Source organism: Sphingobacterium athyrii, from assembly GCF_003071065.1.
Lineage (GTDB): Bacteria > Bacteroidota > Bacteroidia > Sphingobacteriales > Sphingobacteriaceae > Sphingobacterium > Sphingobacterium athyrii.
This window is the reverse complement of record NZ_QCXX01000001.1, coordinates 1307553-1322971: the sequence shown is the minus strand read 5'-3', so window position 1 is coordinate 1322971 and position 15419 is coordinate 1307553. Positions and strand designations below refer to the sequence as shown.

The following is a 15419-nucleotide window of genomic DNA, read 5'->3' as shown; positions in this document are numbered from 1 at the left end:
GGTTGTTTGGTATTTAATCTTGTGTTATGGCTAGAATTGTGGTCTTTATTTACTTGCTGCTAACTGCTTTCATCGCATTTGCCCAAGAACGATTGCCACAGCGGATCTATAATTTCAGCCATTTCACAAGCCGGGAAGGCCTGCCCAGCGATAAGATCAGGGATGCGGCAACGGATCCGGACGGCCTGCTCTGGATGGCCACCGCGCGGGGCCTCTGTTATTTTGACGGGAAAACATTCCACCCGGTCAGTTTTGACCAAAAAGGAGATTTTTCTTATGACCTGAGTAGCATCAGTATCGGTGAAGGCAACAAAATATGGGTCACGAGCTACAACAGGGGACTGCTGTGCTACGACAGAAGCAAACCATCGGATCTGGCCTGGACGAAATATGCTGCCAGCGTCAATCAGGGGGCACTCGTAAAACATGAACTCTATGCCGTTCATGAATCAGCGGGCAAAGTTTACTTTGGCGGACAGGAGACAGATCTCCAGATGCTGGATTTGGCATCGGGGCATATCACAGTTATAAAACTGGATAGAAAGGCTTGTATGACCATATTCCGTATCCATAAAGACCGACAGGGGCTACTGTGGATCGGCACGCGCTATCACGGGCTGTTTTCTTATGATCCCGGATCGAAGAAGATCGTTCATTATGGCTTGGCCAATCTGGGTGAAAATGCTGTCACGGCTGTATGTGATGTCGGCGGCAAGATATTTGCATCCTATTATAACTATAACCTGATCCATGTAGATCCTGCTCTCCGGGAAATTAAACAAAAAGATGTACTCGGCCTGGGGCCCAATGTATCACTTTATGATAACAATATCGATGAGGCCGCCTTTTTTCCGGAAGAGAATATCGTACTGGCAGCGCATAGAAATGGAAAACTATACCGCTATGGACTACAGGATAAGCATATCGAGGAAGTGGACTGGAACTTAAACGTACCTGATGGATCAGGAAAGCCGAACAGGATCAATCGCATAGTACCGGTCAGACGGGGGTATTTTATATGCTCCGACAATGGCCTTTATTATTATTCAAAAGAAATAAATCAGATAACGGATTTCATTTCCGGTGGACAGCAGCCCATCCATAGATTGATCAAGGTCAATGACAGCATCTGGTACCTGACAGCGGGGGGGATCGGCCAGCTTTCGGCTGATTTCCGAACCCGGATATCGGTATTTCCCCTGGCTAAACTGAGCGTCAGCCAGCTGATGGCATTGGATGGCAGGATCTATATCTCCACATTGGATCGAGGTATATTCGTGTTCGATACAACAAAAAAGACGCTCGGGCCTTTAAAGGTCGTCGGCAGCTCTTTCGGATTGGAACATGCCGACTGTAATCGTATCGTCGCCGATACGGTGGGCGGAAGACCGGTACTGTGGATAGGCTCATGGAGCGATGGATTGTATCGGTACGATATGCAGGCAAATAGCGTCGTACGGTATGACAAAACAAATGGCTTGATTGACCATAAAATAATTACTTTGGCAAAGGATGCCGCGGGCGCCCTCTGGATGGGTATGGACGGCTTTGGTGCGGTCAAGGTTGAAGACAAGCTCGGTATGAAGTTTATTCATTTTAAACATGGAAAATCACCTACGAGCCTGGCCGTAAATACCGTGTTTTCATTTCTGCTGGATGCTGATCGCAATTTTTGGTATAGCAGCAGTCAGCAGGGGATCGGGCAGATCACTGGATCGGCCGCCAATGTGCGTTTTCGACAGGTCAATGACCGGAACCGTTTTCCCCGTATTTATGCTTATGCTTTAAAAGATGATTTCAAAGGACGGATCTGGATGCGGACTCCGGACGGAATGACGATCTTCGATCCGGGGTATTCAACATTTGACCAGCTTGATCCGGGGCAGGGGGTTGTACCGCCTGACCGTTTCCATATTTACGACTTTTACCTGGATTCCGATAACTTAGTATGGACTACGGATAAAGGGCTGATCAAGGGATCGATCAAAGCGTTAAATGATAACCGGCGGGAAATAAAACCGATAATAAGTGCATTCAAGATCCTTAACCGCGATAATTCATATCGGTTAAGGACAGGGCGAATCTTGCTTCAGCCTCGTGAAAATACATTCTCTTTTCTTTTTTCCGCAGCGGAGATCATGAATGGTAAAAATTTGCGCTTCAGCTATAAACTCGAAGGGATTGATCGGGACTGGATTGATGCCGAGGACAGGCATGAGGCCGTATACAGTAATGTCCCCGGAGGCAATTACCGCTTTTTTCTCCGGGTGGAGGATCAGAACGGAAAATGGTCCACGCATCAGCTGGTTATTCCGCTTTCGGTGAAGCTGCTCTGGTATCAGGGGCTCTGGTTTAAAATAGGTTTGATCGCCTGTATTTTCCTTGCCGTAATCCTGATACTGCTTTATGGAATTGCGCATCAGAAGAAAATAAATCGGCTGCAGCATGAGTTCAGTCTGACCTTACAACAGGAGTTGAAGCAAAATGAGATCAAGATCCGGGAACAGGCAGAGGTACTGGAGGTGGAAAAGGAAAAGAAACTGGCTTCTGAGTTTAGGCAAAAACTATATGAAAGTGAGCTGAAAGCAATTCGGTCACAGATGAATCCCCATTTTATCTTTAATATATTAAACTCGATTGAGGCCTATGTCGTGGAAAATGATGCCCGCCATGCCAGCAAATTGATCCATAAATTTGCGACGTTAAGCCGTCTCGTATTGGAGAACTCTCAGTTTTCCATGGCTAGCATAGCTTCCGAACTGCAATTGGTGAAGCTCTATCTGGAACTGGAGCAGGAACGTTTTGGGCAGACTTTTGACTATGTGATACATGTCGATGAGGATCTGATCAAAAGCAGCTATAGGATCCCCTCGATGCTGATACAGCCGCTGGTCGAAAATGCGGTGCATCATGGTGTCAGACATCTGAGTGGACGTAGGGGCAAGATCAGTATAAAAGCCATTAAAAAGGATAATAATTTGTGTATTGAAATTATGGACAACGGTGTCGGTTTTGATTTCGCTCCTAAACCTAATTTAAATCCTTTTAAAAGTGCCTCTTTCGGTATAATGGGGGTTGAGGATAGGCTGCGGATGATCAATAGCGAAAAATTGCCGAACTCCGCTTGGCTCGAAATTGACAAAAACCCGCAGGAGGAAGATTTTACGGTCAAGGTTTCGATGATGCTACCCCTCCTGAAAAATGTACAATAGAACTTGTCCTAAAAAGATGAACAGCATGCTGAAACAGTAAGCTGCTACATGTTTTCTGGAGAATCGCTTATGTGGTGTAGGTCGAAAAATTTTTTTTAGTAGATTTGAATGAATATTTTATCTACTTAAACTGAAAAACAAAAAACCGCGCATTACTAAATGAACTCCGATCAACAGATTTGGCAAATGTTTCAAGTAGGGCATGAACCTTCGTTCAAAATACTTTTTGAACGGTATAATCGCCTGTTGTTCAATTATGGATTTAAGTTTACGCAGGATGAAGATATCATTGAAGACAGTATTCAGGAACTATTTGTCAAGTTGTGGTGCAACAAAGACAATTTAAGTTCGGATGTCGCCGTTAAAAACTACCTATATAAAGCCTTCCGTCGTACACTGGTGAAGAAAATTGAACAGTCACTCAGACGGGCGGATATGACCAGTTCTTCTGTCGATTACTTGCCATTTACCATTGAGCTTCCTCATGATCTCAGCATGATCCGTCAAGAACGTGCCCTGGAGGTCCGGGACAGGCTTGACCAAGCGTTGCAGCAGATGACTGCCCGTCAGCGCGAGATTATCCACCTCCGTTTTTTTGAAGAATTGCCCTATCCGGAGATCGCAGAAATTATGGGGTTGTCCACCAAGGATACCTATAAACTGTACTACCGAGCGCTAGATAGCCTGAAGAAGCATTTTGGCAGGTTTGGTTTATTGCTGTTGCTCCATTTACTCAATCAGTTACGTTACAATTAAATCTCGCACTTGCAGGCAAGTTTTCTCTGATAAATAATAACCAGTATAAGACGATCATAAATGGTGCTTTCGCTGTTTTTATGATGATCAAGCTGGTATTGCCTATTTTTTTAAAAAAAATAAAATTTATTGGGGTAAAATTTTGTCGAGAGGTGTAACCTATATAAAACAGTATGAACTCTCGGTTAGCTAAATATAAAGATTTTAAGGCAGCAGACTTTTTTGCGGATGAAGACTTTGTGCAGACGACGTTCCAAAATGGAGATCCTCAAAACGATTTTTGGTCTGAGCTGGGGGATCATTTTCCTGATTTGATTGCAGAGATGGAACGCGCAACGATGTGGATACTGCTGATCAAGGGGCAGGAACTTGCCCCTAGTGGTTTGAGTAGTCATCAGCGTTGGGCAGGTATCATGGCACAAATTCCGGTATATGAAAAGAAACAAAGGCAAACACGCGTTATCCGGAAAATACTGCGATGGACTGCTTCAGCCGCTGCGCTGTTACTTTTTGCAATGTTGACCTATGAGATCAGTCAGTATGGTCCTAAAGCGACAAACACCGCCTTTGGCCAGCAACGCGAAGTTGCCCTTCCGGATGCTTCCATTATCAAACTGAACAGTAATTCCAGCCTGTCCTATGTACGTGGCTGGAAAACGGACAAACCCCGGGAAGTATGGTTTGAAGGCGAGGGTATGTTTGAGGTAAAACATACCGCAATTAAAAATCGCCTGCGCGAGAATGATTTCTTTGTGGTGCATGTGGGAGACCTCTCGCTGACTGTGCTGGGGACTAAGTTTAATGTAAAAGACCGTCGTGGGCGTATCGAAGTGGCATTGTTCGAAGGTAGCCTACGGGTTCAGGGAAAGGACGGGATGGATCGTTTGCTGGCACCTGGGGAGATGTTCATCTATGATGAAAATGAAAAAGCAAACCAAATCGTCCACAGTGATGTGAATCGGGCACTATCTTGGACTCGGGGCGAACTTAGCATCGAACACAGTGACCTGGCCAATATTATCAGTGTACTGGAAGATAATTACGGTTATCAGGTTATTGTTCAGGATTCGGCACTGCTCCACAAAAGATTTACCGGTGTTATACCAGTAAAAGGAATTGATGACATTCTCTTTGTCATCAAACATACCATGAATGTGAACATTGAAGTGAAAAACAAACAAATCGTGATAAAACCTAACTAGAAACAAGTATTAATCAATCAAAATCTATGAAAACTAAACTTCTTGTGCCTATCGTCTGCCTGATGAGTACCACAGGTAGCTTTGCACAAAAAAGGGCTAGTCTCAGCCAGGCTCTTAGCGAGGTAACACGCATCTATGGAACCAAATTTTCTTATGAAGAAGGGCTTATTCGCGACGCTTTTGTCAACAGTGAACATATCCCGAAAAACAAAAGACTACCCGTTGAATCCGTATTGAAAGAATTATTGTATCCAAACAATTATCTCTTTCTGTACGTGCAAAACAATTATTTTACCATTATTCGTGATAGCCGTGGTAAGAAGGATAACGACGGTGATGAACGTTTTTGGAAAATTATCTCCGGCAGGGTGAAAGACAGTAAAGGAGCGCCATTAGTTGGTGTTACAGTTATGTCTGACGGATACGCTGTGCGTACGGGGGTAACAACAAGTAGTGATGGTAGCTATACCCTGCGACTGACAAATCCGGCCGATGCCCTTATTTTCTCCTACATGGGCATGGAGCCACAACGTCGCGTAATCGGTAGCAGCGACCAGATCAACGTGACGATGGAACAGGTGGTCAATGTATTGGATGATGTGGAGGTTGTTTCGATGGGTTATACCAGTTTGCCCAAAGAGCGTGCAACCGGGGCTTTTGGTCGGGTCACTGCCAAACAGCTTCAGGAAACACCGTCCATCAACATACTGGAACGTATACAGGGGCTGGTCCCCGGCGTATACGTAGATCCGCGTACCAATGCCATTAAGATCCGCGGTGTTAATACCTTTGGTAGTGATACACCAAAAGATCCTTTGATTGTTATTGACGGATTCCCGATGGCGGAAACAGTGGATGCACGTTTTTCTTTGACCGATAAAGGAAATACACAGAGCTCGGGCGGTGCGATTTTAAGCCGCATCAATCCCAACGATATTGAAAGTATTACGGTATTGAAAGATGCCGCGGCCTCCTCCATCTGGGGAGCAAAAGCTGCGAATGGAGTCATCGTCATTGAAACAAAAAAAGGTAGAAATACGGCACCGTCGGTCAATTTTGGAACCTCACTGAGCATAGCTTCTCCGGCTGACCTTAATAAAATGGACCGCATGTCTTCTGCGCAATATATTGACCTCGAAAAGCAATTGGTAGAAGAAGGTTTTATAGCCGACAATATCGTAAAAAATAGCTGGGATCCATTTAATATCAGTAAGCCGCACTCCGAATCACTCGAATGGATCTTTCGTGTAAAACGGGGTACAGCAACAGAACAGGAGCGTGATGCCGCTCTGGAAAGGCTTGCCGCCGCCGATAATCGGAGTCAGCTCAAGGACTATCTCTTACAAAAGGCCACTTCACAGCAGTATAATCTATCCGTGTCAGGCGGAGCCAACAAGAATACCTATTTTGTCTCGGCCAATTATAATAAAGATGTTCCTGTATTCCGGGCCAATAAAGCAGAGAGCTTTAATACAACAGCCAATTTGACCAATATGCTGTTCAACGACCGGGTAAAACTCGCCACCGGCATTACTTATAACTATGGAAACTCCATTGGTAATTCGGCAGCAATTAATGCGTTATCGTCAAATATTAGCTCCGGTGGTCTGCTTCCTTACGAACAGTTGAAAGATGATAATGGAAATAATATCCGTCGTTATATTCAATTCAGACCCGAAATAATGCAAGATTTTGAGAAAAAGGGCTATCTCGATTGGGCTTATAACCCCATCGAAGAGCTTGATGCGGCGAGTTATAATGACCAGTCCCACCGTCTACGGATGCATATGGATATCAATACCAAGTTGACGAGCTGGGCGGACTTTTCGGTCATGGGGCAATGGCAGCGCGAACTGGAAAATCAGGAAAATATCGATGGTGTCAATAGCTATGGTCAGCGGAATATGATCAACATCGGTACTACATTCAACGATAAAGGTAATTATGTATATGGATACCCCATGGGGGGGAGATTAGGCATCCGCAATTACAATGGATCCCAGTATTTATTTAGGACACAACTGAATATCAACAAGCCGCTGGGTGCCGCCAGCGAGCACAATCTGAATTTTCTGGCAGGGGCAGAATGGAAACAGAATAGCTATCGTTCCTCTACAGATGCCTATTTGGGCTTTAATGCCGATACCTATTCTTCTGCTGTGATCAATCCCAGAGGAAGCTACAAGACAATTTACGGGTGGGACAGTTATTTCAGCTCTAATACTTCCATTGCAAAAAATAGAAATCGTGCACTTTCATATTATTCCAATGGAGCATTTTCGGCATTTAACGGTAAATATGTTCTTTCCGGAAGCATAAGGTTTGATGATTTTACCTTAGTCGGTGCCTCGCGCAGCAAGCGCGGCAAACCGCTTTGGTCAATAGGGGGAAAATGGGACGCTAAAAAAGAGAACTTTTTAAAGGAGTCAAAATGGGCGGATGCATTAGGTATCCGGATGACCTATGGCGTGAATGGTACGCTTCCGACAGGAGCAAATAGAGTTGTCGTAATCAACACAAGCAACGATCTGATCACAAATGAAGTAACGGCAACAATCGCATCACCTGCCAACAGTCAGATCAGCTGGGAAAAGGTGAAAACATTTAATGTAGGGATAGACTACGGAATCTGGAATAATAGACTACAGTTTAACCTGGATTATTACACGAAGAAATCTTCCGACATTATCTACGATTTCCCATATAATCCGACCTATGGCTGGACAAGCCTGAAATTCAATAGCTCCACTATGGAGGGGCATGGAATTGATTTGGGAATGAGTGCCATCTGGTTGCGGTCGAAGGTGGAATGGAAAACATTATTCAATTTTGGCTACAATACCAATGAGGTGACGGATTCCCGTTTTAAAAGCCCTACCCGTGTGCTTGATTATATCACCGGAACTATTCCGATCGTAGGAAATGCTACTGACTATATGTATGCTTATCGTTGGGCGGGTCTGGATAACCAGGGACGTTCGCAGATATATAAACAAAACGGCGAAATTGTGAGTGCCGATGCACCGGCAACAGCCCTCACGCCCGAAGACCTGGTGAAAGTGGGCCGTACCACGCCTCCTTATTTCGGGGGACTATTCAATACATTTTCTTATCGCAACTTTACTTTGGGGGTTCGCATCACCTATGAAATGGGGCACGTATTCAGACGTCTTTCGGTACAAAACTATCCGGACTATGCTCCCTATTCAGGGGCTATTGGACTCCAGTCTGATCTAGCAAAAAGGTGGCGTCAACCGGGGGATGAAGCTTTTACGAATGTACCTGGATTAAGCAAAGCGGGCTACCAGTATAATAGCTTATCCCGTTACGCCAATTCGGATGTTTTAGTGATCAGTGGTAGTAATATTCGGTTACAGCAGATTGATCTAGGCTATAATTTTCCATTTAAAATGCTGGAACGTACGCCGTTTAAATCGGTCAATGTAAATGCCAGCGTGCGTAATCTCGGCTTAATTTGGCGCAAAAATAAAGACGGTATAGATCCGAGCTACCGGACATTGAATAATTATTCAAACCTTCCGCCTTCGCCAACGTATTTTATGAGTCTAAACCTGTCCTTTTAATCTGTGAAATTATGAAAATCAAACATATTATCCTCTATAGCTTAATTGCTTCCGGTACGCTTTTCGTATCTTCTTGCCGGAAATTTGTGGAAGTAGATCAATATGATAAACGTACGCTAAAGACAACGGACGATTACCTGTACTTACTCAACAATAAAAGTAACTTTGAAAGTTCTTATGTGCTTCCGCTTATCACAAGTGATAATATCGCTCCGGAGGTCGCTTTATCAGCTTCATCAGCCTGGGGAGAAAATTACCAACGGGCCTATATCTGGAATGCATATTTCTACGTCGACAATCAGCAGGACGTCGCTTGGAACAATCTGTATAAACAGATTTATATTGCCAATGAGATTCTCGGCGGAGTCATGGAAAGCCAAAATGGAACTACCGCGCAAAAGCTGGCTGTGGCAGCTGAAGCTCGTGTCCACCGCGCATTTGCTTATTATGCGCTGGCCAATCAGTACGCCCCGATATATGATCCCACAAAAGCCGAAGGTCAGCAAGGACTGCCTTTGCTGCTGACTGCTGATCTCTTTCAGAATTTAAGCCGCGTGTCATTAGCTCGCATTTATGAGCAGATCATTACAGACCTGAGCACGGCAACGGAGAATTTATCCAATTATCCAACTTTCAATTACCATCCCTCCAAGATTGCGGCTTATGCGCTGTTGTCAAGAGTATACCTGACGATGCGCAATTTTGAAGAATCTGGCAGATATGCTGATCTTGCCCTTGCACTGGACCCGACAGTCTATAATCTTGAGGATTATACCAAAGAGGTGACCTTCCCGCGTCTAATCGACGACAAGGAAGTCCTGCTTTCCAAGGTAAGTGCCGGTTATGTTCTCGGACCATTAAATCCGGAACTTATTTCCTTATATAGGGAGGGTGATCTTCGATTGAAACTGTTCATCGGAAATGATGCTGGCACATATAAGGGATACAAGTATATGAAACCGGTTTTTAATAGCAGCGGTTACACCAATAACTCCTATGTCGGTTTGAGCAGTCCCGAAATACTGCTTAACCGTGCCGAAGTATATGCACGGCAGAACAACAGCGCTCAGGTGGTGGCGCTGCTAAACCTTTTGCGAAAAAAGCGTTTTGCAGCAGATAAATATGTAGCCCTTACAGCAGCAGACGTCAGTGGTGACTTGTTGCAGTCGGTCATCGATGAAAGGCGTAGGGAATTTGTGGGTACTGACCTTCGTTGGTATGATATGCGCCGCCTTACTTTGGATGGCTCTTATTTTAAACCCGTCAGTCGGACATTCAATGGACAGACCTATACCCTAACAGCTTCCAGCCCACGGTTGGTGTATCCGATTAACCAGGAAGTGCTAACACTCAACCCAGAAATTGGTCAGAACCCTCGATAATTTATAGAACATGAAAAAACAGACGATTTTTTTAGTGCTGTTGTTTGTCCAGGCTGTGTTATATGCGCAGCCTCGATTTGACAGCACTGTCTTTAAACCGACGAAACCCACAACAACGGCGCTTGTGCAAGTGGTCTACGATGCCAAAGACAAGGACCTGGAATTTAGTGATGACATACAGGCGGCCTTATATTTATTCGAAGATTACGCATGGAGGCAGATCAGCGTACCGCTGCAAAAGAATGCGGCTGGCCTATGGATTGCAACGGTACCGGTAAAAGCAACAACAGCCTTTATCGCCGCAAAATTCTATCAGGGAACACTTGACCATCCGGATCTACTGGACAACAATCAGGACCAAGGCTATGCAGTCTCCCTGAGCGATGCAAAAGGGAAAGCAGTACCGGGCGCCTATCTGGGCGAGGCTGCTTTTCAGGTGCCTACAATAGCCGGCGGCGGAATCTTTTCTTATTATACCAATCAACCTAAAGTGTTGCCCGCTAATTATCTGAAGAGCCTGGCCGAGCATGAGTATGCTTTATCCGGAAAACAATACCTCAGCTATTTTCAGCCTTTTATGAGCTTGCAGAAGCTGGCTTTGGGAGATGCTTTTCCGGCTTATGCCAAAAAATTGATTGTGGATGGATTAAAACAAAAAGATGTATCGGACCAAGTTCTTAATCAACTCTATTCATTTTCAAGTAGCCGTCTCCAGGATAAGGAATTGACTCAATTGATTGAAAAACGAGTAAATAATGACTTTCCGAGCGGTGCGACAGCACGTTTTATTGCCTATAGCAATACCCTGGGAAGCAGTCCGGACAAGGCTGCCGTAATCGCTTCGTATGAGGATTTTTTGAGACGTTTTCCTGTTCAACAATGGCGCCAGCATCCCAATGGTCAGGGATTCATCTACTATACGGTGTACCGTGGACTGGGGACGGCGTATTTCGAATCGAAACAGTTTGACAAGTTCGCGAAGCTTTACGATGAGGTCGATTTCCGTACAGGAAATGAACTGATGCGGTGGAACATCATGCGTGCTTACATGTTTAAAATGGTAGGTAAAGACAGTCTTTATCAAGTATCTGAGGCAATTCTGCCTAAATTGATTGCACGCCGGGGCGACAATTCATACAAAGAAGATTTTGACCACAGGGCACAGGCAGATTCCAATGTGGTTAAGAATTTGGATGACCGCCTTTTCACGCATATCTCCTTATTAAATGACCTCAAAAAGTATGTGGAAGCCCGAAAATATTTCTTGTTGCTCTCCGAAGATGGCAAATACAACAATGCTGAACTGAACGAGATCAATCTACGGGTGCTGGAGGGCTTGGGAGATGACAAGCAATTGTTGCCCTTATTGGAGATGACTGCAAAGTACAATGCGATGACACCGCGCATGTTTGATAAACTCAGGGCAATTTACGTAAAAGAACATGCCGGCGATGAAAGCGGGTATCAAATTTATCTGGCGGGATTAAAATCCAACGAAGAAAAAGCGGCAATGAAAGCCTATGTGGATCATCATTGGGTCAATCATCCTATGCCCGATTTCCGCCTGGAAACTGCAGATGGACTATTTATTACACCTGAAGACTGGAAAGATAAGATCGTTGTGGTGGATTTCTGGGCCACGTGGTGTCGGCCTTGTATCATGGCGTTTCCGGGGATGCAATTGCTGGTAGACAAATATGCCCGGGATAGCCATGTAGCCGTTTATATGTTGGGAACCATGCAGACCGGAGATTACAGGAGCAAATCGGTAAACTATGTTCGTGGAGAAGGCTTTCGTTTCAATTTGTTGCACGATTCCGTCAATCCAAAGACCAATGAGCAGGACCTGGTATTCAAACAATTGGTTCCATTGTTTGGGGACTCGTCCATTCCGCGTAAGATCATCGTGAAAGACGGTCGTGTGCGCTATTGTTCCGGAGGTTACTCCGGAAGCCCGAGTAAATTGATGGACGAGCTGTCCCTGGCCATCGAAACCCTCAAAAACGAAAAATAGAATATTAAATCATTTATACAATATATGAACAGGAAAGCAACGAGCTTGCTCGTAGGGATGGTAGGTCTGAGTCTGTCCTTACAAGCACAGATGAATCCAAAATATAAATTTGAGGAGGCATTGAAGCTTATTCAGCAGAATTATGTGGACCAGGTCAATGAAGAACATCTGGTGGATGCAGCGATCAAAGCGATGATATCGGATTTAGATCCCCATTCGCGTTACACAAGCCGTGAGGAAGCAGAGCAAATGCGCGTAGCCATGAGTGGAAGCTTTGCCGGGATAGGCATTCAATTTCTAAAAAATAATGACCAGACCATTGTCACTAAAGTCAATCCCGATGGCCCGGCCATGCGTGCAGGAATACGGGCTGGCGATCAGATCCTTCGTATTGATGGCGACAGTATTGCCGGAAAAAAATGGGGCAATCGGGAGATTATGGAAAAATTGCGCGGTGAAAAAGATATACCCGTGGTGCTCGGGATTTTATCATCAGGAAGCAGGGATGTGAAGAATGTGCGCATTATTCGAGAAAATATACTGGAGAAGTCTGTTCGTGAAAGTTATATGGTGGATAAGGAAATCGGCTATATTGCGCTTACGATTTTCAATCGGACTACCCGGCAGGAGATAGACGCCGCCTTAAAAAAACTTAAGGAGCAGGGTATGAAAAAATTGATTCTTGACCTGCAGAGTAATGGCGGTGGGTATGTGGAGTCTGCTATTGGCGTGGTTGACGAATTTTTGCCCAAAGAGAAAATAGTCTTCTATTCAGTACCCAACCAAGGCGGAAAGGATTACTACTTCACAGGCGGTTACGGTCAGTTTTATGACGGTCAGTTGGTTGTCCTGATTGATGAATCCACCGCTTCATCCAGTGAAATCGTAACCGGAGCGCTACAGGACTGGGATCGTGCTGTCGTGATCGGCCGCCGCAGTTTCGGAAAAGGGCTGATGCAGAAACCCGTTCCGCTATCTGACGGTTCGGAAATGCAGCTTACTGGTGCCCGTTACTATACCCCCTCGGGACGTTCGATTCAGAAACCATATACCAAAGGGAAAGATGATTATTTTCAGGATTTTAACCGCCGGATGGCATCCAAAGAATTGCTGGAAGAAGGACATAGTTCCTTTCCTGATTCCTTAAAATATACAACGCTTGCCAGCAAAAGAATTGTCTACGGCGGTGGCGGGATTATGCCGGACCGCTTTGTGCCTATCGATACAAATGAGTATAGCACGTGGATGGCACAGCTCATGAACAATGGGATTGTAGCCAAAGGAGGTCTGGAGTTTGTACAACAAAATCGTGAGGCTCTTCTTAAGGCTTATCCAGACTTCCCTACCTTCAATACCCGTTTTCAAGTGCCCCGGGAAGTTCACTCGCAGCTGATTGGAGCTGCACGTAAACTCGCTGTGGCTGTTCCGCCCGAAGAACAGGTTGGGGCACATACGGCCATTGATATTGAATTTAAGGCGCAAGTGGGTTCACTATTATATACAGACGGTGATTACCAGGCCCGCGTACGTAATGAAGCTAACCAAAGTTTTAAGCAAGCCTTAGCTGTACTTCGTGACGAAAATCTATATAAACAATTGTTACAGTCAGGAACCGTGGGACAGCTTTCCCAAAAAAACGTAGAACAGCATAAAATAAAAACTAAATAAATATGAAGAATATGAAATGGGCGCTGGCCCTGGCATGTGTATTACCGGTATTGGGATATGCACAACAAAACTATACAATACAGGGTACAGTAGGCAAATTAGATAAGCCAGCGAAAGCTTACCTGCGTCTTAATTACGACGGAAAAGAACGGATCGATTCGGTTGAGATGAAAAATGGAAAATTTGAATTTAAGGGAAGTATCCCATCACCGATGGAAGCGCATTTGCGTATAATCCACGACAATGCTCCTTTTGATCCGGCCAAACCACCGAAACAAGATATACTGCCATTTTTAATTGAGGGAGCAACGATTAAATTTGTGGCCGCGGATTCCATCAAACATGCCAAAATCTCGGGATCACCTTTAAATGCGGAGAACGAGCGCGTGAATGCGTTATTAAAACCGATTTATGATCAATATGAGGCTTTGAATAATGAGTATAAGGCCAAATCTCTTGCGGATCAGCAGGATCCGAAATATATCAAGTCATTGGAGGATCGGGCAAATGCGATACAGCAGCAGACGATTGACGCCAAATTGGACTATGTCGCCAGGAATCCAAAAAGCTATATGGGATTAATGGCTTTTAATTCTACTTTACCGCCTGAATTCGATGCTGTTAAAGCCGAAAAGATATTTGCCACATTAGATCCAAGCCTACAGGCTTCCATCCTCGGGAAAGACCTGGCAAAGCGCATCGCATTGGTCAAAAAAACAAGCGAAGGGGTGGAGGCTCAGGATTTCACACAACCTGATGTTGACGGTAAACCCGTGAAGTTGTCCGATTACCGTGGAAAATATGTGTTGATCGACTTTTGGGCATCCTGGTGTGCACCGTGCCGACGGGAAAACCCGAATCTGGTAAAATCATATGCCAAATATCAAAAAGAAGGATTTGAGATCCTGGGCGTATCGATGGATAAGGCGGCCGATAAGGCGAAGTGGTTAAAAGCGATCCAGGATGATGGACTTACCTGGAAACAGGTCGGAGATCTCAAAGGGTGGGAAAATGAAGCCGGGGTGATGTACGATGTGAAGGCAATCCCAATGAATTTCTTAGTGGATCCGAACGGCAAAATCATCGCTAAATATTTGCGTGGTGAGGCGCTAGATAAAAAACTGGTAGAAATTTTTGCAAAATAGATTTTTGCCGGTACCAGCTATCCTGTGCTGGCATATGTTTGGTTAGAAAGGAATGAGGCCGTATCAAAACGTTAAAAGTTAGATACGGCTTCTTTTTTTTATAAGTTTCCTAATAACGGCAAGTATTACAGGCCTTCCAATTTTACATATATAGAGGTTTTGTCTTATTTATGAAGGGATTTACAATTCGTTTAATGCGATTTATGAACCGTTGGGGGGCTAACAATATGGAAGCGGCTGGTAACTCGATATATCCAATTTCGGTGGAACTCCAGATATTAATAGCATATTTTGTAACAAGGCCTTGATATCACATGTCGATTTTAGAGTTTATCCAAATAGCTTTTTAGCTTGTTCATAAATGAACATAAGTTGTCCGATTTTGAACAAGCTCTAAATATATGACATGTTTAATTTGTTCATTATAAGTTTCTTGCGTTTTTGGCGAATGAGTTG

General features: G+C 44.5%; 8 protein-coding genes. All 8 read left to right on the top strand.

Annotation, left to right across the window (positions count from 1 at the left end; translation table 11 throughout):
- Positions 1–26: 26 nt before the first annotated feature.
- The 8 genes from DCO56_RS05665 to DCO56_RS05630 all read left to right on the top strand — a co-directional run bounded on the left by DCO56_RS05665 (position 27) and on the right by DCO56_RS05630 (position 14963).
- A complete protein-coding gene (locus DCO56_RS05665; protein WP_108632723.1) occupies positions 27–3212 on the top strand; it encodes a sensor histidine kinase in 3186 nt (1061 codons plus the stop codon).
- Positions 3213–3371: 159 nt separating this feature from the next.
- Positions 3372–3968, top strand: coding sequence for an RNA polymerase sigma factor (locus DCO56_RS05660; protein WP_108632722.1), 597 nt, complete (start codon positions 3372–3374; stop codon positions 3966–3968).
- 173 nt (positions 3969–4141) lie between these two features.
- Positions 4142–5170, top strand: a complete 1029-nt coding sequence (locus DCO56_RS05655; RefSeq protein ID WP_108632721.1) for a FecR family protein — start codon at positions 4142–4144, stop codon at positions 5168–5170.
- 26 nt (positions 5171–5196) lie between these two features.
- Positions 5197–8754, top strand: coding sequence for a SusC/RagA family TonB-linked outer membrane protein (locus DCO56_RS05650; protein ID WP_108632720.1), 3558 nt, complete (start codon positions 5197–5199; stop codon positions 8752–8754).
- A gap of 11 nt (positions 8755–8765) precedes the next feature.
- Positions 8766–10136 carry a RagB/SusD family nutrient uptake outer membrane protein gene (locus DCO56_RS05645; RefSeq protein WP_108632719.1) on the top strand — a complete coding sequence of 457 codons (1371 nt, stop codon included), beginning with the start codon at positions 8766–8768 and terminating at the stop codon, positions 10134–10136.
- 10 nt (positions 10137–10146) lie between these two features.
- The gene (locus DCO56_RS05640; RefSeq protein WP_108632718.1) at positions 10147–12150 is read left to right on the top strand and encodes a TlpA family protein disulfide reductase; all 2004 of its coding nucleotides are present in this window, start codon (positions 10147–10149) and stop codon (positions 12148–12150) included.
- Between the two features lie 24 nt (positions 12151–12174).
- Positions 12175–13818 (top strand): S41 family peptidase, encoded by a 1644-nt coding sequence (locus DCO56_RS05635; RefSeq protein ID WP_108632717.1) that lies wholly within the window; start codon positions 12175–12177, stop codon positions 13816–13818.
- Positions 13819–13820: 2 nt separating this feature from the next.
- Positions 13821–14963, top strand: coding sequence for a TlpA disulfide reductase family protein (locus DCO56_RS05630; protein WP_108632716.1), 1143 nt, complete (start codon positions 13821–13823; stop codon positions 14961–14963).
- Positions 14964–15419: the final 456 nt, after the last annotated feature.